Source organism: Novosphingobium sp. SG919 (assembly GCF_012932495.1).
GTDB lineage: Bacteria > Pseudomonadota > Alphaproteobacteria > Sphingomonadales > Sphingomonadaceae > Novosphingobium > Novosphingobium rhizosphaerae.
The window spans coordinates 999,006-1,019,891 of sequence record NZ_JABCNG010000001.1 but is presented as its reverse complement, the minus strand read 5'-3'; the positions used below and the strand labels follow the sequence as shown (position 1 = coordinate 1,019,891).

General features: G+C 65.7%; 21 protein-coding genes and 3 tRNA genes. 19 read left to right on the top strand and 5 right to left on the bottom strand.

Features of this window, described 5'->3' with window-relative positions; all coding sequences use genetic code 11:
• Window positions 1-47 precede the first annotated feature (47 nt).
• The 6 genes from ilvB (at window position 48) to leuA (ending at window position 6,851) form a co-directional block, all read left to right on the top strand.
• Complete coding sequence (ilvB, locus tag FHT19_RS04515) at window positions 48-1,799, top strand: biosynthetic-type acetolactate synthase large subunit (RefSeq protein ID WP_169474073.1); 1,752 nt, start codon at window positions 48-50, stop codon at window positions 1,797-1,799.
• Window positions 1,800-1,838: 39 nt separating this feature from the next.
• Window positions 1,839-2,354, top strand: coding sequence for an acetolactate synthase small subunit (ilvN, locus tag FHT19_RS04510; protein WP_179506435.1), 516 nt, complete (start codon window positions 1,839-1,841; stop codon window positions 2,352-2,354).
• A 119-nt stretch (window positions 2,355-2,473) separates the two neighbouring features.
• On the top strand, window positions 2,474-3,493 hold the full coding sequence (gene ilvC / locus FHT19_RS04505) for a ketol-acid reductoisomerase (protein WP_168554554.1): 1,020 nt from the start codon (window positions 2,474-2,476) through the stop codon (window positions 3,491-3,493).
• A gap of 225 nt (window positions 3,494-3,718) precedes the next feature.
• Complete coding sequence (locus FHT19_RS04500; RefSeq protein WP_169474072.1) at window positions 3,719-4,102, top strand: I78 family peptidase inhibitor; 384 nt, start codon at window positions 3,719-3,721, stop codon at window positions 4,100-4,102.
• Between the two features lie 174 nt (window positions 4,103-4,276).
• Window positions 4,277-4,930 (top strand): YceI family protein, encoded by a 654-nt coding sequence (locus FHT19_RS04495; RefSeq protein WP_168554552.1) that lies wholly within the window; start codon window positions 4,277-4,279, stop codon window positions 4,928-4,930.
• A 250-nt stretch (window positions 4,931-5,180) separates the two neighbouring features.
• The gene (leuA, locus tag FHT19_RS04490; RefSeq protein ID WP_169474071.1) at window positions 5,181-6,851 is read left to right on the top strand and encodes a 2-isopropylmalate synthase; all 1,671 of its coding nucleotides are present in this window, start codon (window positions 5,181-5,183) and stop codon (window positions 6,849-6,851) included.
• Between the two features lie 61 nt (window positions 6,852-6,912).
• Here leuA and FHT19_RS04485 read toward each other — a convergent pair whose 3' ends face one another.
• The 3 genes from FHT19_RS04485 to FHT19_RS04475 all read right to left on the bottom strand — a co-directional run bounded on the left by FHT19_RS04485 (window position 6,913) and on the right by FHT19_RS04475 (window position 8,786).
• Window positions 6,913-7,461 carry an AHH domain-containing protein gene (locus FHT19_RS04485; RefSeq protein WP_168554550.1) on the bottom strand — a complete coding sequence of 183 codons (549 nt, stop codon included), beginning with the start codon at window positions 7,459-7,461 and terminating at the stop codon, window positions 6,913-6,915.
• Window positions 7,452-8,156: a hypothetical protein gene (locus FHT19_RS04480; protein ID WP_169474070.1), complete on the bottom strand. Its 705-nt coding sequence runs from the start codon at window positions 8,154-8,156 to the stop codon at window positions 7,452-7,454. Before FHT19_RS04480 ends, FHT19_RS04485 begins: the two co-directional genes overlap by 10 nt.
• Before the next feature lie 147 nt (window positions 8,157-8,303).
• Complete coding sequence (locus FHT19_RS04475) at window positions 8,304-8,786, bottom strand: NAD(P)H-dependent oxidoreductase (protein ID WP_169474069.1); 483 nt, start codon at window positions 8,784-8,786, stop codon at window positions 8,304-8,306.
• A 173-nt stretch (window positions 8,787-8,959) separates the two neighbouring features.
• Here FHT19_RS04475 and recJ point away from each other — a divergent pair, with 173 nt between their 5' ends.
• The 4 genes from recJ to FHT19_RS04455 all read left to right on the top strand — a co-directional run bounded on the left by recJ (window position 8,960) and on the right by FHT19_RS04455 (window position 11,201).
• Complete coding sequence (recJ, locus tag FHT19_RS04470) at window positions 8,960-10,774, top strand: single-stranded-DNA-specific exonuclease RecJ (protein WP_169474922.1); 1,815 nt, start codon at window positions 8,960-8,962, stop codon at window positions 10,772-10,774.
• 104 nt (window positions 10,775-10,878) lie between these two features.
• Window positions 10,879-10,953, top strand: a tRNA-Glu gene (locus tag FHT19_RS04465).
• Between the two features lie 19 nt (window positions 10,954-10,972).
• A tRNA-Glu gene (locus tag FHT19_RS04460) sits at window positions 10,973-11,047 on the top strand.
• Window positions 11,048-11,126: 79 nt separating this feature from the next.
• Window positions 11,127-11,201: transfer RNA gene (locus FHT19_RS04455), tRNA-Glu, on the top strand.
• A gap of 135 nt (window positions 11,202-11,336) precedes the next feature.
• Here the strand turns inward: FHT19_RS04455 and FHT19_RS04450 are convergent.
• On the bottom strand, window positions 11,337-11,558 hold the full coding sequence (locus tag FHT19_RS04450; protein WP_169474068.1) for a hypothetical protein: 222 nt from the start codon (window positions 11,556-11,558) through the stop codon (window positions 11,337-11,339).
• 134 nt (window positions 11,559-11,692) lie between these two features.
• Between FHT19_RS04450 and FHT19_RS04445 the strand changes: the two genes are divergently transcribed.
• From FHT19_RS04445 to phoB, 8 genes are all read left to right on the top strand, one after another.
• Window positions 11,693-12,034, top strand: coding sequence for a hypothetical protein (locus FHT19_RS04445; protein WP_169474067.1), 342 nt, complete (start codon window positions 11,693-11,695; stop codon window positions 12,032-12,034).
• A gap of 9 nt (window positions 12,035-12,043) precedes the next feature.
• The gene (locus FHT19_RS04440; RefSeq protein WP_168554545.1) at window positions 12,044-13,237 is read left to right on the top strand and encodes an ATP-binding protein; all 1,194 of its coding nucleotides are present in this window, start codon (window positions 12,044-12,046) and stop codon (window positions 13,235-13,237) included.
• 151 nt (window positions 13,238-13,388) lie between these two features.
• The gene (locus tag FHT19_RS04435; RefSeq protein ID WP_168554544.1) at window positions 13,389-14,435 is read left to right on the top strand and encodes a substrate-binding domain-containing protein; all 1,047 of its coding nucleotides are present in this window, start codon (window positions 13,389-13,391) and stop codon (window positions 14,433-14,435) included.
• Between the two features lie 22 nt (window positions 14,436-14,457).
• Entirely contained in the window at window positions 14,458-15,840 is a 1,383-nt protein-coding gene (gene pstC, locus FHT19_RS04430) for a phosphate ABC transporter permease subunit PstC (protein WP_179504498.1), read from the top strand.
• On the top strand, window positions 15,833-17,116 hold the full coding sequence (gene pstA / locus FHT19_RS04425; protein ID WP_169474066.1) for a phosphate ABC transporter permease PstA: 1,284 nt from the start codon (window positions 15,833-15,835) through the stop codon (window positions 17,114-17,116). The genes pstC and pstA overlap by 8 nt, the downstream gene beginning before the upstream one ends.
• A gap of 1 nt (window position 17,117) precedes the next feature.
• A complete protein-coding gene (pstB, locus tag FHT19_RS04420) occupies window positions 17,118-17,960 on the top strand; it encodes a phosphate ABC transporter ATP-binding protein PstB (RefSeq protein WP_246865878.1) in 843 nt (280 codons plus the stop codon).
• A gap of 11 nt (window positions 17,961-17,971) precedes the next feature.
• Complete coding sequence (gene phoU / locus FHT19_RS04415) at window positions 17,972-18,655, top strand: phosphate signaling complex protein PhoU (RefSeq protein ID WP_168554541.1); 684 nt, start codon at window positions 17,972-17,974, stop codon at window positions 18,653-18,655.
• Between the two features lie 100 nt (window positions 18,656-18,755).
• Window positions 18,756-19,445, top strand: a complete 690-nt coding sequence (phoB, locus tag FHT19_RS04410) for a phosphate regulon transcriptional regulator PhoB (protein ID WP_168554540.1) — start codon at window positions 18,756-18,758, stop codon at window positions 19,443-19,445.
• 66 nt (window positions 19,446-19,511) lie between these two features.
• On the opposite strand, the gene FHT19_RS04405 is transcribed toward phoB, so the two are convergent.
• Window positions 19,512-20,393 (bottom strand): LysR family transcriptional regulator, encoded by an 882-nt coding sequence (locus FHT19_RS04405; RefSeq protein WP_168554539.1) that lies wholly within the window; start codon window positions 20,391-20,393, stop codon window positions 19,512-19,514.
• Window positions 20,394-20,579: 186 nt separating this feature from the next.
• On the opposite strand from FHT19_RS04405, the gene FHT19_RS04400 reads away from it, so the two are divergent.
• On the top strand, window positions 20,580-20,879 hold the full coding sequence (locus FHT19_RS04400; protein ID WP_168554538.1) for a hypothetical protein: 300 nt from the start codon (window positions 20,580-20,582) through the stop codon (window positions 20,877-20,879).
• Window positions 20,880-20,886 lie beyond the last annotated feature (7 nt).

Sequence of the window (20,886 nt, the reverse complement as noted above, 5' to 3'; positions counted from 1 at the left end):
AGGGTTTTGGGCCGTTGATCCGGCCCTGCAAGCAAGGGAACAAGGTCGTGAAAAGCGAGCGCAGCGGCGCTGAAATCCTGGTCGAAAGCCTGGTCGCCAAGGGCGTCGAATTCGTGTTCGGCTATCCCGGCGGCGCCGTACTTCCGATCTATGATGCGCTGTTCGGCGATGAACGCATCCGCCACATCCTCGTCCGCCATGAAGCCGGCGCGGCCCACGCGGCCGAAGGCTATGCCCGCGCCACGGGCAAGCCCGGCGTCGTGCTGGTCACCTCCGGCCCCGGCGCCACCAATGCCGTCACCGGCATTGCCGACGCGTTCCTCGATTCGATTCCGCTCGTCGTGATTACCGGCCAGGTGCCCACCGCCCTCATCGGTTCCGACGCGTTCCAGGAAGCCGATACCGTTGGCATCACGCGCCACTGCACCAAGCACAATTACCTGGTGAAGGACCCGGCCGAACTGGCCAGCGTGATCGACGAGGCGTTCCGCATCGCGACGCAAGGCCGCCCCGGCCCGGTGGTGATCGACATTCCCAAGGACGTGCAGATCGCCTCCACCCGCTGGACCGGCCAGGCACCGCAAGTGCGCAACCGCTATACCCCGCAAGTGGAAGCCCCGGCCGACGCCGTTGCCCAGGCCGTTGCCATGCTGGCCGCGGCCAAGGCGCCGGTGCTCTATACTGGTGGCGGCGTGATCAATTCCGGCCCGGAAGCCGCGCGCCTGCTGCAGGAACTCCAGGCGCTCACCGGCGCGCCGGTCACGTCCACGCTGATGGGCCTGGGCGCATTTCCCGCCGCGCACAAGGATTGGCTGGGCATGCTGGGCATGCACGGCACCTATGAAGCCAACATGGCGATGAACAAGGCCGACCTGGTCGTGTGCGTCGGGGCGCGGTTCGACGATCGCGTCACCGGCCGCCTCGATGCGTTCTCGCCCGACAGCCGCAAGATCCACATCGACATCGACCGCGCCTCGATCAACAAGACCGTGCGCGTCGATCTGCCGCTTGTGGGCGATTGCGGCCAGGTGCTGCGCCAGATCATCACCGGCTGGCTCGATGCCGGGCATGTGGCGCAAGACCTGGGCGAATGGCAGGCGCGGATCGAAGGCTGGCGCGCGCGCAACAGCCTGGCCTATCCCAAGCGCACCAATGGCGAGATCATGCCCCAGCTGGCGATCGAGCGGCTCTATGAACTGACCAAGGACCGCGAGCCGATCATCAGCACCGAAGTGGGCCAGCACCAGATGTGGGCGGCGCAGCACTTCCATTTCGATGCGCCCAACAAGTGGCTCACGTCCGGGGGCCTGGGGACGATGGGCTATGGCCTGCCCGCCGCCATCGGTGCGCAGGTCGGTTGCCCCGATGCGCTGGTGATCGATATTGCCGGCGACGCCTCGATCCAGATGAACATCCAGGAACTTGGCACCGCCACGCAGTTTCGCCTGCCGGTCAAGGTCTTCATCCTCAACAACGAATGGATGGGGATGGTGCGCCAGTGGCAGGAACTGACGTATGAAAGCCGTTATTCCAGCTCCTATTCCGATGCGCTGCCCGATTTCGTGAAGCTGGCAGAGGCCTATGGCTGGAAGGGCATCCAGATCGACACGCTCGACCAGCTGGACGATGGCATCCGCGCGATGATCGACTATCCCGGCCCGGTGATCGTCGATTGCCGCGTGACGAAGGAAGCCAACTGCTTCCCGATGATCCCCTCGGGCGCGGCGCACACCGACATGATCCTCTACGGCGACGAGGTGGCCGGCACGATGGATGATGAGGCCAAGGCCCTGGTCTGAAGCCGGAATTGAAGCCAGATTTTGAAGATTGATCCGATGATGAAAATCAAAGCAGAGGCGCAGGAGCGCCACGTCCTGACCATCACGGTCGACAACGAAGCGGGCATCCTGGCCAAGATCGCCGGGCTGTTCACCGCGCGCGGCTACAATATCGACAGCCTGACCGTGGCCGACATCACCGACGAGCACGATGTCAGCCGCATCACGATCGTGACGCACGGCCCGCCGGCGGTGATCGACCAGATCCACGCCCAGCTCGAACGCCTGGTACCGGTGCACAAGGTGACCGACCTGACCGAGGTTGGCCCCTACGTGGCCCGCGAACTGGCGCTGATCAAGGTTTCGGGCAAGGGCGAGAACCGCGTGGAAGCGCTGCGCCTGGCCGAAGTATTTCGTGCCAACGTGGTCGACACCACCACGTCGAGCTTCATTTTCGAACTGACCGGCGCGCCCGACAAGATCGACACCTTCGTTGCACTGATGAAGGAACTCGGCCTGGTGGAAGTGGGCCGCACCGGCATCGTCGGCATGATCCGCGGCGCCCTGGCGGCCTGACCCAGCCGGCGTTCGCCAGACCAGAATTTTTCGCGACAGACCAAACCAACGTCCGCCACAGCGCTCTTGCAGCCCGATGGATGCCCTTGCGGCAGGACGACCAACCAAGGACGAATACCATGAAGGTTTATTACGACGCCGATTGCGATCTGAACCTGATCACCGGCAAGAAGATCGCCATCCTCGGCTATGGCAGCCAGGGCCACGCGCATGCGCAGAACTTGCGCGATTCGGGCATCAAGGAAGTGGCCATCGCGCTGCGTCCGGGCTCGGCCAGCGCCGCCAAGGCGGAAGCCGCCGGCTTCAAGGTCCTGCCCAACGCCGAAGCCGCCGCCTGGGCCGACGTGCTCATGATCCTGGCGCCCGACGAGCACCAGGCCGCGATCTATGCCGACGACATCCATGCCAACCTGCGCCCCGGCGCGGCGCTGGCCTTTGCCCACGGTCTCAACGTGCATTTCGGCCTGATCGAACCGCGCGCCGACGTGGACGTGATCATGGTCGCCCCCAAGGGCCCCGGCCACACCGTGCGCGGTGAATACGTCAAGGGCGGCGGCGTGCCCTGCCTCGTCGCGATCCACCAGGACGCGACCGGCAATGCACACGATATCGCGCTGGCCTATGCTTCGGGCGTGGGCGGTGGCCGTTCGGGCATCATCGAAACCAACTTCAAGGAAGAGTGCGAAACCGACCTGTTCGGCGAGCAGGCCGTGCTGTGCGGCGGCGTGACCCACCTGATCCAGGCGGGTTTCGAAACCCTGGTCGAAGCCGGCTATGCCCCGGAAATGGCCTATTTCGAATGCCTCCACGAAACCAAGCTGATCGTCGACCTGCTCTATGAAGGCGGCATCGCCAACATGCGCTACTCGATCTCGAACACCGCCGAATACGGCGACATCGTGACCGGTCCGCGCATCATCACCGCCGAAACCAAGGCGGAAATGAAGCGCGTTCTGGCCGACATCCAGTCGGGCCGCTTCGTTAAGAACTTCGTGCTCGACAACCGCGCCGGCCAGCCCGAACTCAAGGCTGCACGCAAGGCCGCTGCCGCGCACCCGATCGAAAAGACCGGTGCCCAGCTGCGCGCGATGATGCCCTGGATCGGCGCCAACAAGCTGGTCGACCAGACCAAGAACTGATCCCCAGAACGCCTGCCGCCCCGCTGCCTGCGCAGCGGGGCGCATGTCGTCCGGCAAAGGGCCGGCCCGCACCCGGGCCGGCCCTTTGCCGTTTATATCAGGCCTCTACGGATGTATGCGCAGGCTCGACAAACGGCATGGCCAACGGCCAGAAAGCAATTATAGCCATTTTGGACCTACCGGTTCGAAATTGCCGCCTTTGCCCTGTCCCACCACGTGTCCCGCGTGACCAGATTCGAGTTGCCGATGCTTTCGCTGCGACATCTTGCCACGGCCTGCGCCGGTTTCTGCCTGCTGGCGGCGTGCGGCGCCAAGGTACCCAAGCCGGGTTCCTCGGCCGAGGCCAGCACCGCCACGCCGCTCGCCGACGGCAGCGACGCTGTCGATGCCGAGAGCCTCCCCGCGATCAATTGCGGCGAAGGGCGCCTGGCCGCTCTGATGCACCAGCCGGAGAACGATGAGACCCACGCCGCCGTCATCGCGGCCGTTGGCCACCGCCACATCCGCTGGGTGCATCCCGGCGACGCCGTGACGATGGATTACCAGCCCGGCCGCCTCAATGTGATCGTCGACGAGCACGGCCAGATTGCGGCCACGCGCTGCGGCTGAGGCAATCGCGCGCGGCGTTGGTCTATCCGCCTCGCCCAGCGCGCACGCGTTTTGTTCGCGCATGCCGGCGCAGCCATGAGCTTTGCTCGCTTGCCACAGGCGCAGGCCTTTGGCATCCCATGCCCTGGGCGCCGTGCCCTGCTGCGAAACGGCAGCGCCCATGGGAGACTTCACATGATCACCGTTCGTACCGCGTTCACGCTGGCAGCGCCGCTGGCCCTTGCCCTGGCGGCCACGCCGATGATTGCCCAGGCCCCGGCCCTGCCCGGCCAGCCCGACAAGGCCCGTGTCACTGCCGGCAGCTATGCCGCCGATCCCAACCACTCGCTGGTGGCCTGGAGTGTCAATCACCTGGGCTTCAATGACTATTTCGGCCTGTTCGGCAGCGTGACCGGCACGCTGACGCTCGACCCGGCCAATCCTTCGGCCGCCAAGGTGACGGCCACCATCCCCGTCAGCAAGGTGATCACGGCCAGCGCCGGCCTTACTGCCCACCTGCTGCGCCCCGGCGCCGACGGCAAGAAGCCCGATTTCTTCGGCCCCGCCCCGGCCGATGCCACGTTCACCTCGACCAGCGTGACGCCTGGCGCCGACGGCACCAGCGCCACTGTCGCCGGCAACCTCACGCTCAACGGCGTGACCAAGCCGGTGTCGATCGCCGCGCATTTCATCGGCGCGGGCAAGAACATCATGTCGGGCAAGGAAACCGTGGGCTTTGAAGGCGCAACCACGATCAAGCGCTCCGACTTCGGCGTGAACGGCGTACTGCCGTTCGTGTCGGACGAGGTGAAGCTGAACATCACGATCGCGTTCGAAAAGACCGCCTGATCCGCCCAGCGCAGACCCGAACCCCGCATCGGCCCGGCCGGTGCGGGGTTTGTCTTGGCCGGACATTTCATCTGGACAAGGCGGCCGCAAACCACCATAGGCATGCCCCATGATCGCCGCGCTGAACCTTACCCTGCGACTTACACGCCCTTGGGCGTGAGCTGACGCGTCGGTTTCGCGGCGCGCACGGCGCCCAAGGGTCATCCCTTCACACCAGACGCATCATTCCCAAATCCAAGGTTCAGCCATCATGGCCATGCTGAAGAATCCCGGCATCAAGTACCGTCCGTTCCCGCAGGTTGATCTGCCCGATCGCCAGTGGCCCTCGCGCACCATCACCCAGGCGCCGCGCTGGCTTTCCACCGACATGCGCGATGGCAACCAGTCGCTGATCGATCCGATGGACGCCGACAAGAAGGCACGCTTCTTCGATCTGCTGTGCAAGGTTGGCATCAAGGAAATCGAAGTCGGCTTTCCCAGCGCCGGGGCGACCGAATATGATTTCATCCGCGCGCTGGTCGATGAAGGCCGCATTCCCGAAGACGTCGTCGTCCAGGTGCTGACGCAATCGCGCGAGGACCTGATCAAGACCTCGTTCGAAAGCCTTGCTGGCGCCAGGAAGGCCATCGTCCACGTCTACAACGCCGTTTCGCCGCTGTGGCGCACAGTGGTGTTCGGCATGGAAAAGAGCGAGATCCGCGAGATCGCCCGCCGCGGCGCCACGTTCCTGCGCGACCAGGCCGCCCGTTTCCCGCAGACCGACTGGCATTTCCAGTACAGCCCGGAAACCTTCTCCACCGCCGAACTCGATTTCAGCATCGAATGTTGCGAAGCGGTGATGGACGTGCTGCAGCCCACGGTGGAAAAGCCGATCATCCTTAACCTGCCGGCCACGGTGGAAGCGGCAACGCCCAACATCTATGCCGACCAGATCGAGTATTTCTGCCGCAACCTGCCCGGCCGCGACCGCGCGGTGATCAGCCTGCACACCCATAACGACCGTGGGACCGGCGTGGCCGCGGCGGAACTGGGCCTGATGGCCGGCGCAGACCGCGTCGAAGGCTGCCTGTTCGGCAATGGCGAGCGCACCGGCAACTGCTGCCTGGTGACGGTGGGCCTCAATCTCTACACGCAAGGCGTGGACCCGGAACTGGACTTCTCGGACATCGACGAAGTGATCCAGACCGTGGAATACTGCAACCAGCTGCCCGTGCACCCGCGCCATCCCTATGGCGGCGAACTGGTTTTCACGGCCTTTTCCGGCAGCCACCAGGACGCCATCAAGAAGGGCTTCGCCGCGCAGGAACAGCGCAATGACGAACTCTGGGCCGTGCCCTACCTGCCGATCGACCCGGCAGACCTGGGCCGCAGCTATGAAGCGGTGATCCGCGTCAATTCGCAAAGCGGCAAGGGCGGGTTCGCCTGGGTACTGGAACAGGACCAGGGCCTGAAACTGCCCAAGAAGATGCAGGCGCACTTCTCGCGCCATGTGCAGGAATTGGCCGACGAACTGGGGCGCGAACTGCAGGCCGGCGATATCTGGGGCGTGTTCCGCAAGGTCTACCGCCTCGATGCGCCGCAGCATTTCCAGCTCGTCGATTATGACGAGCAGCGCGGCGCCGATGGCACCCGCGTGTTTGCCGGCAAGATCGAGATCGACGGCCAGGTGCAATCGGTCAGTGGGCGCGGCAACGGGTTGATCTCGTCGGTGGTGGCCACGCTCAACGATGGCTTCGGCGTGGGCCTGGAAGTGCGCGACTATTCCGAACATGCCATGGGCAGCGGCACCAATGCGCGCGCCGCCGCCTATGTCGAATGCGTGCTGGCCGATGGCCGCGTGGTGTGGGGCGTGGGGATCGACGAAGACGTCGCCACCGCCAGCGTGCGCGCCATCCTTTCGGCGGCCAACGCCGGGCGCTGAACGGCCAACCACTTCAATCGCATGGGACGCCCCGGAAGGTCTGCTTCCGGGGCGTTTTTGCTTATGCTTCGGTTTCGGCCCAGAGCATGTCGGCCATCGCGTCCAGATGGCTGAAATCGGCCGCAGGGTCACGCGGGTTGAGCGGCATGCCGCCCCAGCGCCGCGGATCGAGCAGGCGCCGGCGCAAGGCGCGCTGCAACAGGTCGATCCGCATCAGCGCCTCGTGATCGGCGGCCATATCGTTGCCGGCGCGGCGTTTTTGCCAGCCGGCCTCGATCTGGCCAATGCGTTCGAGCACGAGTTGGTTGTATTGCCGGTGCGGCCCGCGATGCAGCGGCATGAACACGCGCCGTGCCGCCGCTTCGGTCGCCGGCAGCAGCAGGCCGTTGCGGCGGAAATCATGAAAGCCCACGCTGGCCTCGCCCAGGCGGGCCAGCATCGTGTGCAGCGCGGGACGGCTGAGGATCTGGCGCGGCAGGATATGGTGCCGCTGCATGTGCGCCTGGTATCCTGGCGATCCGGCCACGTTAACGGAATAGAAGGGAATCGTGGTGCGCGCCGCCTGGCGCAGCTTTTGGGACGAATCAGGAACGTTTTTCGTCAGGCCCATCGTACCGAAATATTACCGCTTTCATCCGTTTCTATCCAGAGCGCACCAATGCCAGGCAAAGTGATCGTCTGGGCCTGGGTGATCCGCCCATGGGCCACCAGCCAATCGATCAGGCGCACGGCAGCGCGCGCGTGCCTTTCGTTGGGCCGGCCGCCCTGCGTGTGCAGTTCGAATTCCTGGCCGGTGAAGAATCGCAAGCCACTGCTCGTCACGCTCTCGGCCCCGCGCTTCAGTCCGGCCAGCGCCAGCGCCGGAAACGGCCCGCCGTCGAGCCAGGGTTGCACGGCATCCACGAACCAGCGTGGCGAAACGAGGTTGCCCGCAGGCACCCAGCCGATCGCCACCAGGCCCGGCAACGTGGCCAGCGCCAAGAGCAGGCTGGCGGCCACCTGAACCACGGGAAGCAGATTTTCCGCGCCCGCCAGATGCGGTCCCGGCGCCAGCGACAAGGCTTCGCACGCGGCCACGTCAAGCCCTGCAGGCAGCCCAACGCGGGATGCGGCAACGGGCGGGGGATTGCCGCTATCAGGGGATAAACCGCTGAGATCGAACGTTAAACCATCGCGCAGCAATTCCACCCATCCCGCCGAGCCGGCCGGGCGATGGCTTACCGCAAAAGCATGATCGGCCTGCGCCAGCCGGGCTAGGGCATCGGCATCGGGACGAGCGCCCGGGGCGAACAACAGCGTCGCCATCGCGCGCCCCCCTGCACTGTCCTTACCATTGCCCACCGCACAAGCTCCTGTCTTCGGGCCAACCACCGCACCGCAATCCATTGCGGCTACTTAGAGTGCCTGCGCTCAAGAAGGTCGAAATATCGTCAACATCTGGCGGCGCCACGATCAAAAGGCACCCATTTCCAAGCCATTTGATAACAACTGTCCCAATTCGCGACATTTTTGCAATGCAATATGTGGCAGCGTCTTAGCGGCCAAGATCGAATCGGGCCGATCTGCACCCGTAAGGATGATGCAGGGCGGAGCAACACGGCGCAGCCGCCAGCCGGTGATGATTCTGTCAAGCTGGGCCTGCGCCCCCTGCCCCGCCGTGCCGGCGGCGATGGCACTGGCATAGGCGCGCCCCTCCAGCCGGCCCAGCAAGGGATAATAGCAGCGATCGAAAAACGCCTTCATCTCCCCGGTCAGCCCGCCCAGGTTCTCGGGGCAGATGAACAGGAAGCCTTGCGCCGCCAGGCAATCTTCGGGCGTGGCGGCTTCGGCACGCAGCAGGCGGACGGCAATCGTCGCGTCTGCAGCGCCCTGCGCGGCCGCTTCGGCCATGGCCTGTGCCGCGCCCGTGCGGCTGTGCCAGATAATCGCCAACATGCCCCGATCCTTAATCCCGCGCCTGCCCGCCAAGCCCCCGGCCACCTCAGCAAACGCGCCCGACAAATTCGTGTCAAATCGGATATGAACGGCGCGTGGCCGATGCGGTTTCCACGGTGTTGGCGGCATCGGGCCGATTTGCCCCTGCGGCGCTGATCGGCTACCGCGCAGGGATGATCCCCGTCACTGCGATTACCCATTCCCTTTCCGGCCTCGCCTGGCGTTGGCGCGGCGGCAACATGGACCTTTCGGGCCGCTTCGGCCGCGCCGGTTCAGGCGACGATGGCCTGAGCAATGACCTGGTCGATCAACTGCTGCTCTCGCGCGGGGTGCCCCATGACGATCTGGAGCGGCACCGCCGCCCCACCTTGCGCGATTTCCTGCCCGATCCTTCGGTGTTTCGCGACATGGATGTGGCCGCCCGCCGCCTGGCGGACGCCGTGGTGCGGGCCGAGCGCATCACCGTCTATGGCGATTACGACGTCGATGGCGCCACCAGCGCCGCGCTGCTGCTGCGCCTGCTCCGCGCCTTGGGGGTGGAAGGTCAGGCCTATATCCCCGATCGCCTGCTCGAAGGCTATGGCCCGTCGGGCGAGGCGCTGGTGCGGCTGGGCCGCGAAGGCAGCCAGCTGATCGTCACGGTCGATTGCGGCGCGATGGCCCACGATGCACTGGGCCAGGCCCAGGCCGCCGGGATCGACGTGATCGTGGTGGACCATCACAAGTGCGCGGCCGAACTGCCGCCCGCCGTGGCCCTGGTCAATCCCAATCGCCTGGACGAGGAAGACGAGGCCGCCGCCCATGGCCATCTCGCGGCGGTCGGCGTCGCGTTTCTCCTTGCCGTGGCCACGGTCCGCGTGCTGCGGGCCCGCGGCTGGTTCGAAAGCCGGCCGCCGCCCGATCTCATGGCGCTGCTCGATCTGGTGGCGCTGGGCACCGTGGCCGACGTGGCGCAGTTGAAAGGCCTCAACCGCGCGCTGGTGGCACAGGGGCTCAAAGTCATGGCCAAGCGCGCCAACATCGGCCTGTCCGCGCTGATCGATGCCAGCCGCATCGCTCGCGCGCCCACGGCCAGCGACCTGGGCTTTGCGCTGGGCCCGCGCATCAACGCCGCCGGGCGCATCGGCGATTCCTCGCTGGGCGTGCGGCTGCTTACCACGCAAGACCCGGACGAAGCCAAGGACATCGCCACGCGCCTGTCTGCGCTGAACGACGAACGCCGCGCGATCGAGCAGGCGGTGCAGGAAGCCGCCGAAGCGCAAGTGGAAGCGCAGCACAACCGTGCGGTGGTCGTGGTGTCGGGCCTGGGTTGGCACCCTGGCGTGATCGGGATCGTGGCCGGGCGCATCAAGGAAAAGACCGGCAAGCCCACGCTGGTCATCGCGCTGGACGATGGCGAGCAGGCCGAGGTGGATGGTGCCGGCATGGGCAAGGGCTCGGGCCGGTCCATTCCCGGCGTCGACCTGGGTGCCGCGATCATTGCCGCGCGCGAAGCTGGGTTGCTGGTCAAGGGCGGCGGCCATGCCATGGCCTGCGGCCTGACCATTGCGCACGATCGCGTCGAACCGCTGGCACAGTGGCTGGACGAGCGCCTGGGGCGCGATGTCGCCAACGCCCGCGCCGCGCAAAGCCTTGCGCTCGATCTCTCGCTCAGCCCCGGTGGCCTCACCCCCAGCCTGGTCGAAACGCTGGAGGGCGCCGGCCCCTATGGGGTGGGCTGGCCTGGCCCGCGCGTGGCGGTGGGGCCGGTGCGGCTGGTCAAGTGCGATCTGGTGGGCAACGATCACGTGCGCGCAATCGTGGCTGGCGCGGATGGCCGTTCGTTCAAGGCCATGGCCTTTCGCGCCGCGCAGACCGAGTTGGGCCAGACCCTGCTGCACGGCTGCAAGGGGCGCCAGTTGTGGCTTGCCGGGCGGGTCCGGCTGGATGACTGGGGCAGCCGCCCGGCGGCCGAACTCCACATCGAAGACGCCGCTTTTGCCGATTGAATTTTCAGGCCCGATTTTTTTGGCGGGATTTTTTGGATCGCCGGGTTGACGCACCGCGCCCAGCCTAATAGAGGCGCGGACCTGCCCAGCGGCGCAAGCCCGGCGGCCCCTTCGTCTAGCGGTCAGGACGCGGCCCTTTCACGGCTGAAACACGGGTTCGATTCCCGTAGGGGTCACCATCATTGCACGCTGCCGGACGGCCCCTTCGTCTAGCGGTCAGGACGCGGCCCTTTCACGGCTGAAACACGGGTTCGATTCCCGTAGGGGTCACCATTCCCGCCTTCCCCAAGGTGTGGATTGCCGGCAACGCTACAATGCGCGATGCAGCCTATGGCACGCCTTTTCATGCAAAGGCCCCTTCGTCTAGCGGTCAGGACGCGGCCCTTTCACGGCTGAAACACGGGTTCGATTCCCGTAGGGGTCACCATGACGGTCGGTTGCCGCAGCACCGTTTGCAATCATGGTCCTGCGCCAAAGCGCCAGTCCCGATCACTTTCCATTTTGGCACGTCAACGGGCGCGTCCCGGCGGCAACGCCTTGCCCGATGGCACCCCGTTGGCGCTCAATGCACCTGCGAGGATTGCATGGTTGCGGGGATGCCGGCGATGCCTTCCACCACGCGTGGGCCGGCCAGTTCCTTGCGCATGAGATCGAGCACCATCGACAGGTGCGCAGCCGCCAGAGAGGCGCCCTGGCGATCCAGCACGGCCAGCGAGCCTTCGAGCATGCCGATCAGGTCGGCCAGAACGGCCTTGTCAGCGCCGGTGCGATCCGAGGGTTTCATGCTAACGTCCTTCCACTCCATGGCGCCGATCGGTTCATGCCGAACGCTGCATCCTCGTTGGGCCGTCCTGCGCACCCCACCGCCCTTGCGCATGCCATTGCCCCGTGCCTGCTTGCGGGCGAGCCATGAAGGGAATGTTCGACCTTGCCCCCCGTTTACGCGCCCCGGCGGCGCCCGGCCACGTCTTTCCCCGCAGCTTTGGCGGTATCGGCTGCAACCAGCGCATGTGCCAAAATGGCCAAGACGGCGGACTTCGGCAAAGCAAAACAATCTTTTATCCCGGCCAGATTTGCGCGATCGATGTGCCCGGCATAACCGGTCCCGCCGAAACGGAAGCAAAAGCTGGCGCGCCGCCCGGCCTTTGCGCCCACGCGCCTCTTCTGTGGACCGCAAGTGTGACAGCACCCGCGCAGGCTTGCCGCCACCCCCTGCCCTCGCCTAACAGGTGGGCCATCTTCGTTTTCCTGCGAAAGTGACGTACCCCCATGAAAGGTCTGGCCCTGCCCTGGACAAGCGTGGCCATCGCGCTGGCGGCTGCGCTTGCCATGCCCTTTGCCGGCGCCAGCCTGTGGCTGGCCTTTGCAGTGCTGGTCGTGTGGCTCGCCTCGCTCTGGCTTGCCAGTCCCGAGCCCGAGATCGTCCAGGTCCGGCCCGAGGAAGGCAGCGTTTCGCGCCAGGCGATGGTCGCGCTGGTCGAGCCGTTCAGCGTGCCCGTGCTGATGCTCGATCGCCAGCGCATCGCATCGGCCAATGCCGCCGCGCGCGAGGCGCTGGGCCCGCACATCGTGGGCCAGGATGCGCGCGTGGCGCTGCGCCACCCCGAGGCGATCACCCTGCTCGACAAGCCAGAGGGAACCGCGCTGGTTCGCGGGCTGACTGGCGCACGCAGCATCTGGCAGGTCAGCCGCGTGGCCATCGACGAACGGTTTTCGCTGATCGAGCTGGTCAACCGCACCGCCGAGGCCGACATCAGCCGCGCCCACACCGATTTCGTCGCCAATGCCAGCCACGAATTGCGCACGCCGCTGGCCTCGATCATCGGCTATGTCGAAACCCTGGCCGATCCCGACGCGCGCATCGATCCGGCCACCTCGGCCAAGTTCCACGCCACCGTCCTGCGCGAGGCCAAGCGGCTGCAGACGCTGGTGGAAGACCTCATGTCGCTTTCACGGATCGAGGCGGAAAAGCACGAATTCCCGCGCGAGAAGATCGACCTGGGGCAAATGGCCCAGACGATCGCCAGCGAAGTGGGCTTTACCGTGGGCGACGAGCGGATCGTGGCCGAAACCGACAGCGGCCTGGTCTGCGGCGACCGCCAGCAACTGGACCAGTTGATCCGCAACCTGATCGACAACGCCTTCAAGTATGGCGATGCGCAGGCACCGGTGCGGGTGCGCGTGCGCCGCGAGGGCAGCGATGTCGTGCTCGAAGTGGCCGACCGCGGCGAAGGCATCCACCCCGATCACCTGCCCTACCTCACGCGGCGGTTCTACCGTTCCGATCCGGGGCGCAGCCGCGCGGCAGGCGGTACCGGGCTTGGCCTTGCGATCGTGAAGCACATCGTCGAACGCCATCGTGGCAAGCTCGATATCGCCAGCACCCTGGGCGAAGGCACCACCGTAACCGTCCATCTGCCGCTGGTGGATCTCGCCACCGAAGAGGCCGCGGCACAGGGCTGACCGGCGCTTTTCCGGCGGCTTGGCGGTTTTGTCACAATCGCTTCGGGAATTGTCATAAACCTGTCACACGCCGGTCGCATTGGCGCAGCATCCACCGGGACACATCCAGGCCACCAAGAACGGCAGGCCACGGGGAATGGAAGGTATTGCCATGGTCACGTTTCGCACTCTTGCTCTTTCGACGGCCGCGCTGGGTTCGTTTGCCCTGGCCGGTTGCGGCGGCGCCGACTCCGGCAGCCGCGACCAGGTCCGCGCGGTCGGCTCGTCGACCGTCTATCCCTTTGCCAAGGCCGTGGCCGAGCAGCTCGCCAAGAGCGACCCGTCGATCAAGTCGCCGATCATCGAATCGACCGGCACGGGCGCGGGCATGAAGCTGTTCTGCGCTGGCGTCGGCCCGCAGCACCCCGATATCGAAGATGCCTCGCGTCGCATGAAGAAGTCGGAATTCGACGAATGCGTGGCCAATGGCGTCAAGGACATCGCCGAAATCCAGGTGGGCCTGGATGGCGTGGCCTTTGCCGAAGCCAAGGGCGGCGCCAGCCTCGCCCTGACGCCCGAAGACATCTACAAGGCGCTGGCCAAGAATCCCTATGGCAAGCCCAACACCGCCAAGACCTGGCACGACGTGAACCCGTCGCTGCCCGCCGATCCGATCCTGGTCTATGGCCCGCCCTCCACCTCAGGCACGCGCGACGCGCTCAAGGAACTGATCCTGGCCAAGGGCTGCGATGCCAATGCCGAGATGAAGGCGCTCAAGGACAGCGACAAGAAGAAGCATGACGATGTCTGCACCCAGGTTCGCGAAGACGGCGTCTATGTGGATGCCGGCGAAAACGACAACCTCATCGTGCAGAAGATCGAAGCCAATCCCAAGGCGATCGGCATCTTCGGCTTCTCTTATGTCGAAGAGAACGCCGATCGCATCAAGGGCCTGACGATGAGCGGCATCACGCCGACCTACCAGACCATTTCCGATTTCAGCTATCCCGGTGCGCGCCCGCTCTACATCTATGTGAAGAAAGCGCATTTGAAGGCTATTCCGGGTCTTCAGGCCTATGTCACGCAATGGTCAAAGCTGTGGGGCAAGGATGGCACTCTGGCCAAGCTCGGCATGGTGGTTGCACCCGATGCCATCCTGGCGGAAAGCGCCAAGGCCGTGACCACGATGCCGTCGCTCGACGGTTCGCAGCTCAAGTAAGAAAGGACGGGTAAGCCCAATCATGTCGCCAGCCATTCTTCTCCTGCTCGCCTTCGGGCTGGGCCTTGTCGGCTGGCTGGCGGCCCGCTCGCGTGCCTGGGCATTCCGCCGCGCAGCGCCGCACGCGCGGCTGCATTCGTTGCCCGGTTTCCATGCTTGGTACGTGGCGCTGTGGATCGCGGTGCCGGCGCTGGTGTTTGCAGTGGTCTGGAACGCGGTCAGCCCGGCGCTGATCACGGCGCACGTGCTGGCCGATCCGGCCGCGGCCGCCCTGCCCGGCTTCGGCTTTGAACGCGAAGCCATGCTGGCGCAGGCCCGCGCCGTGGCCGAAGGCAAGGCCTATGGCGTGTTCATGCCCGAAGCCGAAGGGCTGATCGCGCCTTATCGCGTGGCGCTTACCCGCTATGAATCGATCGGCCTGGTCGTCACCATCCTGGTGGCGCTGGCCGGCGGGGCCTTTGCCTTCCTGCGATTGAAGCCCGATTTCACCGCGCGCACGCGGGTGGAACGCGCGGTGATGGGCCTGCTGCTGATCGCCTCGCTGGTGGCGATCCTCACCACGGCCGGCATCATCGTCAGCCTGGTGTTCGAAACCGTACGCTTCTTCGGCATGGTCTCGCCCATCGATTTCCTGTTCGGCACCCACTGGGCGCCCGATCCGATGAGCACGGGCGCGGTCGATGGCAAGCAGTTCGGTGCGATTCCGCTGTTCTGGGGCACGATCTATATCGGCGCGATCATCGCCATGCTCGTGGCCATTCCGCTTGGCCTGATGAGCGCGATCTTCCTCACCCAATATGCCTCCTCCACGGTGCGCAAGGTGATGAAGCCGCTGCTCGAAATCCTCGCGGGCGTGCCCACCGTGGTCTATGGCTATTTTGCCGCGCTCACCGTGGCACCCGCCGTGCGCGATTTTGCCCAGGGGATCGGCATTTCCAGCGCCTCGACCGAAAGCGCGGTGGCCGCCGGCCTGGTCATGGGCGTGATGATCATTCCCTTCGTCTCCTCCATGGCCGACGATTCCATCGCCGCCGTGCCGGATTCGCTGCGCGACGGCAGCCTGGCGATGGGCGCCACGCGCGCCGAAACCATCCGCAAGGTGCTGGTGCCCGCCGCGCTGCCGGGTATCGTTGCGGGCATCATGCTGGCGGTCAGCCGCGCGATCGGCGAAACCATGATCGTGGTCATGGCCGCCGGGGCCTCGGCCAATCTCACCGCCAATCCGTTCCAGTCGATGACCACGGTGACGTTCCAGATCGTCGCCATGCTTACCGGCGAAGGCAGCTTTGACCATCCTGCCACGCTTTCGGCCTTTGCCCTGGGCATGGTGCTGTTCCTTGTCACCCTGGCGCTCAACTTCATCGCCCTGCGCGTGGTGAAGCGCTATCGCGAAGCCTATGAGTGAGCCGACCATGGACACGCTGACCTCTTCTTCCGATACGCTGGCCGCGCAGCGCCGCGCGCGCATGGCGGCACGCCTGGGCAAGCGCCACGCTGGCGACCGGCTGTTCAAGCTGGCCGGCCTTGCCGCCGTGGCCTTTTCCGCGCTGGTTCTCGCATTCCTGCTGGTGTCGATGGCATCGAGCGGCCTGGCCGGTTTCCAGCGCAGCGAACTGCGCTTTGACCTGCCGCTGCGCGGCCAGCTTTCGATCGATCGCGATCGGCTGGCCCAGCCCGATCCGGCCAGCGCGCTCGAACTGGCGGGCCTGCCCGCCCTGGTCGATGCAGCCGCCGAAAAGGGCCTGGGCCAGGGCGGCTCTGCCCTGCTCGCCGACGGCGCGTGGCGCGATGTGGCCGCGCGCCTGGCCGCCAAACCCGCCCTGCTTGATGAAGCCAGCATCCCCGTCTCGCTGCCCGCGACGGACGAACTCGCCTCAGCCCAACGCGGCGATGGCCAGGAAGCGCTGCGCCCCGTGGCAAAGCATCTGGTGGACCAGGGCAAGCTGGTCCGCGCGTTCGATTGGGGCTTCCTGGCCCGGTCCGATGCCACCAGCCCCCAGGCAGTGGGCATCTGGGGCGCGCTCAAGGGCTCGATCATGACCATGCTGGTCACGCTGGTCCTGGCGTTTCCGGTCGGCGTGCTCGCCGCGCTCTATCTGGAAGAATATGCCGCGCGCAACCGCTGGACCGAATTGATCGAAATCTCGATCAATAACCTGGCAGCCGTGCCTTCGATCATCTTCGGCCTGCTTGGCCTCGCGGTGTTCCTGGCGATTTTCCCGCACTATCGCTCCGCCCCGCTGATCGGGGGCATGACGCTGGCGCTGATGACCATGCCGGTCATCGTGATTTCCGGCCGCAACGCGATCAAGGCGGTGCCGCCCTCGATCCGCGACGCCGCGCTGGCCATGGGTGCCAGCCCGGTGCAGGTGGTGTTCCACCATGTCCTGCCGCTGGCCCTGCCCGGCATCCTGACCGGCACGATCATCGGCATGGCGCGCGCGCTTGGCGAAACCGCGCCGCTGCTGATGATCGGCATGCGCGCCTTCGTCGCCTCGCCGCCGGGCGATCTCACTTCGCCTTCCACGGTCCTGCCGGTGCAGATCTTCCTGTGGTCCGACGAAATCGACCGCGGCTTCATCCAGCGCACCAGCGCTGCGATCGTGGTGCTGCTGGTCTTCCTTCTGCTCATGAACGGTCTTGCCATCTACTTGCGCAACCGCTTCGAGAAACGGTGGTAACATGAACGCCCCCCTTCCCCTGACCGATGCCACGACCGAACCGACCGGCGAAATCGCGCCGATCGTCAACGCCCTGCCCGACGATGGCCCGGCCAAGATCAGCGCGCGCAATGTCAGCGTATTCTATGGCGCCAAGCGCGCGATCGACGATGTTTCGATCGACGTGCCCAACGATTACGTCACGGCCTTCATCGGCCCCTCGGGCTGCGGCAAGTCCACCTTCCTGCGTTCGCTGAACCGGATGAACGACACCATTGCCCACGCCCGCGTCGAAGGCGAAATCCTGCTCGACGGGCAGGACATCTACCGCTCAGGCATGGACGTGGTGCAGTTGCGCGCCCGCGTGGGCATGGTCTTTCAAAAGCCCAACCCGTTTCCCAAGTCGATCTATGAAAACATCGCCTATGGCCCGCGCATCCACGGGTTGACGACGAGCAAGAGCGAACTCGACGGCATTGTCGAAACCTCGCTGCAGCGCGCCGGGCTGTGGGAAGAAGTCAAGGATCGCCTGGCCGACAGCGGCACCGCGCTTTCGGGCGGGCAGCAGCAGCGGCTGTGCATCGCCCGCGCCATTGCGGTCGATCCCGAAGTGATCCTGATGGACGAGCCGTGCTCCGCGCTCGATCCCATCGCCACGGCCCGTATCGAGGAACTGATCGACGAATTGCGCGGCCGCTATGCCATCGTGATCGTCACCCACTCCATGCAGCAGGCCGCCCGCGTCTCGCAGCGCACCGCATTCTTCCATATGGGCAAGATCGTGGAATATGGCACCACCTCGGATATCTTCACCAATCCGCGGCAAGAGCGCACCAAGGACTATATCACCGGCCGTTACGGGTAAGGGAACGAGACGTGGCTGAACATACCGTCAAGGCATTCGACGAAGACATCACCCGCTTGCGCGGCCTGGTGGCGGAAATGGGCGGCCTGGCCGAACTTTCCATTACCGAGGCGATGGACGCCCTGGTCGGCGGCAACGAAGACCTCGCCGCCAGCGTGATCGCGCGCGACAAGCGCATCGACCAGCTGGAGGGCGAAGTCGATCGCCTCGCCATCCGCGTCCTCGCGCTGCGCGCGCCGATGGCCGACGACTTGCGCGAAGTAATCGCCGCGCTGAAAATCGCCGGCGTGATCGAGCGCATCGGCGATTATGCCAAGAACATCGCCAAGCGCGTGGGCCACATCGAAGGGCGCAAGCGCTTCGAACCGCTCACCCTGCTGCCGATCATGAACGAGCTGGCCAGCGACATGGTCCACGACGTGCTCACCGCCTATGCCGCGCGCGATGCCGTGGCCGCAGCCGAGATCGTGCGCCGCGATGCCAAGGTGGACGCGATCTATGACAGCGTGTTCCGCAACTTCGTATCGTACATGGTGGAAAACCCCGCCACGATCAGCAGCGTGGCGCAGCTCATGTTCGTGGCCCGCAATATCGAGCGGATCGGTGACCAGGCCACCAATATCGCCGAAATCGTGCACTATGCCGCCACCGGCACCTATCTGCCCGAACGGGAAGACGTGATTCCGCCCGCGTAATCCACCGGGGGGCAACATTCCCGCCGGTTTCGTCATGGCCGCGTAACATTTGTCGTGCTTTCGCAAGGTTACGGTCAAGGTTCACTACCGGAGGTTCTGCGTGTCTGCCCCCAAGCTGCTTCTCGTCGAAGACGATACCGCGCTGGCCGAACTGGTCGAATACCGCTTTCGCGGCGAAGGCTATGACGTGCGCAGCACCGACGACGGTGACGAGGCCTTGCTGCTCGCGGCCGAGGATACGCCCGATCTCGTCCTGCTCGATTGGATGATCGGTGGCACCAGCGGGATCGAGGTGTGCCGCCGCCTGCGCCGCAACAAGGCCACCGCGCATGTGCCGATCATCATGCTGACCGCGCGCAGCGACGAGGACGATCGCGTGCGCGGCCTGGAAACCGGGGCGGACGATTATGTCACCAAGCCGTTTTCTCCCCGCGAACTGATTGCCCGCGTTGGCGCCGTGCTGCGCCGCGTGCGCCCCGCGCTGGCCGGCGAAACCATTACCGTCGGGGACATGAGCCTCGATCCCACCGCCCACCGCGTGACGCGGCGCGGGCAGTCGATCAAGATCGGCCCCACCGAATTTCGCCTGCTCAAGCATTTCATGGAGCATCCCGGCCGCGTCTTCTCGCGCGGGCAACTGCTCGATGCCGTGTGGGGCAGCGGCAGCGACATCGAACTGCGCACCGTGGACGTCCACATCCGCCGCCTGCGGCAGGCGATCGCCGTGCCCGGCGCCGCCGACCCCGTGCGCACCGTGCGCTCGGCCGGCTACGCGCTGGAAGGCGTGTAAAGCAAAGATACTCCCCCATCGGGAGGTCGCAGCCCGCAGGGCTGGCGGAGGGGCAGCGGCCTCCCCTCAAGCCAAGGCCGGTACCTGGTGCGCCAGGAATTGCAGGCACCGCCGCAGGCGCGGGGTGCGGCCTTGGCGCGGCTCGAACAGGGCAACCACGGGCAGCGCGGGCAGTTCCACTTCCGGCAACACCACTTCAAGCGCGCCGCTTTCCAGGTCTTCGGCCACTTCCCACAGCGAATGCAGGGCTATCCCGGCCCCGTCCAGCGCCCATGCCCGCGCCACGTCGGCATCGTTGGTGGCCAGGCCCGCTGGCAGCGCCAGGCTTTCAGGCAGCCCTTCGCGCAACACGGCGCCCGCTTCGTCCAGCACCACCACGTGATCGTGCCGGGCCAGGTCTTCCACCACGCGCGGCCGCCCGCGCCGCTCCAGATAAGACGGCGCCGCACACAACAAGCGCGGGTTGCTGCCCAGGCGGCGGCAAATCAGCGATGACAGCGGCGGCGTGGCAAAGCTGATCACCAGGTCGTGGCCGCTTTCCACCGGATTGCTCAGCGCGGGCACGCTGTCGAGATGCACGGTCACGTCTGGATGGGCCTTGGCAAAGCGCTGCAGCAGGTCACCCAGGCGGCGGCGGCCGAACGCCAGCGTGGTTGCCACTTTCAATGTCCCGGCCGGCCCGAAGGCCCGCGTGCGCACCACGGTTTCGGCGCGCTCCATATCCGCCAGGACTTGCCCGGCCTGGCGATAGAACAACTGGCCTTCCTCGGTCAGCGAAAGGTGCCGGCTGTTGCGCCGGACGAGTGCCACACCCAGGCGCGCTTCCAGTTGCGCCAGACGGCGGCTGACCACCGGCAGCGACAAACCCAGGCGGACGGCCGCCTGCGACAGGCTGCCAGCCTCGGCAACGCGGACGAACGAGAGCAGTTCGGAAAATCGATCAGCCATGTCCCTACGATAGGAAGCGGGTGTTGCGTCGCAATATAAGGAAGGTTGCAGAACTGTTTGAAATCGTTGCCCACTCTTGAAATCGCCGAGCAACCCATTCAAAAACATGATGTTTTCGGGAAATGCAAGCCACACTTGTCCTGCGCAGCCCTTCCCATGGGCCTGGCGCAACGCAAAATGATGGGCATGGCGGCGCGCCACGGTGGCGCGATCCACAACCATGGGAACCTGTCGATGGCCTTTGCATTCCCCTTTCGCAACACCACAGCGGATGTCGAACAACCGCTGCGCTGGAACGATATCGAAGCGCTGCCGGTGCATTGCGCACTGGTTGCCATGGCCGTGCTGGCCTGGCTGGCGTTCAACGAAGAAGGGCAGACACTGCAACTGGCGCTGGCCAAGTTGATCGGTATTATCGGCTGCATCGCGCTGCGGCGGGCCTGGCTGACCATGGATAACGGCAGCAGTTCGGCCGCACGCCTCTGACCAAGGG

Excerpts from the sequence above, each read along its gene's own strand:
- FHT19_RS04475 (WP_169474069.1), bottom strand. The coding sequence starts at position 8,786 with ATGTTGGCGATTATCTGGCACAGCCGCACGGGCGCGGCACAGGCCATG.
- pstA (WP_169474066.1), top strand. The coding sequence starts at position 15,833 with ATGAGTGAGCCGACCATGGACACGCTGACCTCTTCTTCCGATACGCTG.
- pstC (WP_179504498.1), top strand. The coding sequence starts at position 14,458 with ATGTCGCCAGCCATTCTTCTCCTGCTCGCCTTCGGGCTGGGCCTTGTC.
- FHT19_RS04445 (WP_169474067.1), top strand. The coding sequence starts at position 11,693 with ATGTTCGACCTTGCCCCCCGTTTACGCGCCCCGGCGGCGCCCGGCCAC.
- FHT19_RS04480 (WP_169474070.1), bottom strand. The coding sequence starts at position 8,156 with ATGGCGACGCTGTTGTTCGCCCCGGGCGCTCGTCCCGATGCCGATGCC.
- ilvN (WP_179506435.1), top strand. The coding sequence starts at position 1,839 with ATGAAAATCAAAGCAGAGGCGCAGGAGCGCCACGTCCTGACCATCACG.
- recJ (WP_169474922.1), top strand. The coding sequence starts at position 8,960 with ATGATCCCCGTCACTGCGATTACCCATTCCCTTTCCGGCCTCGCCTGG.
- FHT19_RS04405 (WP_168554539.1), bottom strand. The coding sequence starts at position 20,393 with ATGGCTGATCGATTTTCCGAACTGCTCTCGTTCGTCCGCGTTGCCGAG.
- ilvC (WP_168554554.1), top strand. The coding sequence starts at position 2,474 with ATGAAGGTTTATTACGACGCCGATTGCGATCTGAACCTGATCACCGGC.
- FHT19_RS04400 (WP_168554538.1), top strand. The coding sequence starts at position 20,580 with ATGGCGGCGCGCCACGGTGGCGCGATCCACAACCATGGGAACCTGTCG.
- FHT19_RS04450 (WP_169474068.1), bottom strand. The coding sequence starts at position 11,558 with ATGAAACCCTCGGATCGCACCGGCGCTGACAAGGCCGTTCTGGCCGAC.
- leuA (WP_169474071.1), top strand. The coding sequence starts at position 5,181 with ATGGCCATGCTGAAGAATCCCGGCATCAAGTACCGTCCGTTCCCGCAG.
- FHT19_RS04440 (WP_168554545.1), top strand. The coding sequence starts at position 12,044 with ATGAAAGGTCTGGCCCTGCCCTGGACAAGCGTGGCCATCGCGCTGGCG.
- FHT19_RS04495 (WP_168554552.1), top strand. The coding sequence starts at position 4,277 with ATGATCACCGTTCGTACCGCGTTCACGCTGGCAGCGCCGCTGGCCCTT.
- FHT19_RS04485 (WP_168554550.1), bottom strand. The coding sequence starts at position 7,461 with ATGGGCCTGACGAAAAACGTTCCTGATTCGTCCCAAAAGCTGCGCCAG.
- FHT19_RS04435 (WP_168554544.1), top strand. The coding sequence starts at position 13,389 with ATGGTCACGTTTCGCACTCTTGCTCTTTCGACGGCCGCGCTGGGTTCG.
- pstB (WP_246865878.1), top strand. The coding sequence starts at position 17,118 with ATGAACGCCCCCCTTCCCCTGACCGATGCCACGACCGAACCGACCGGC.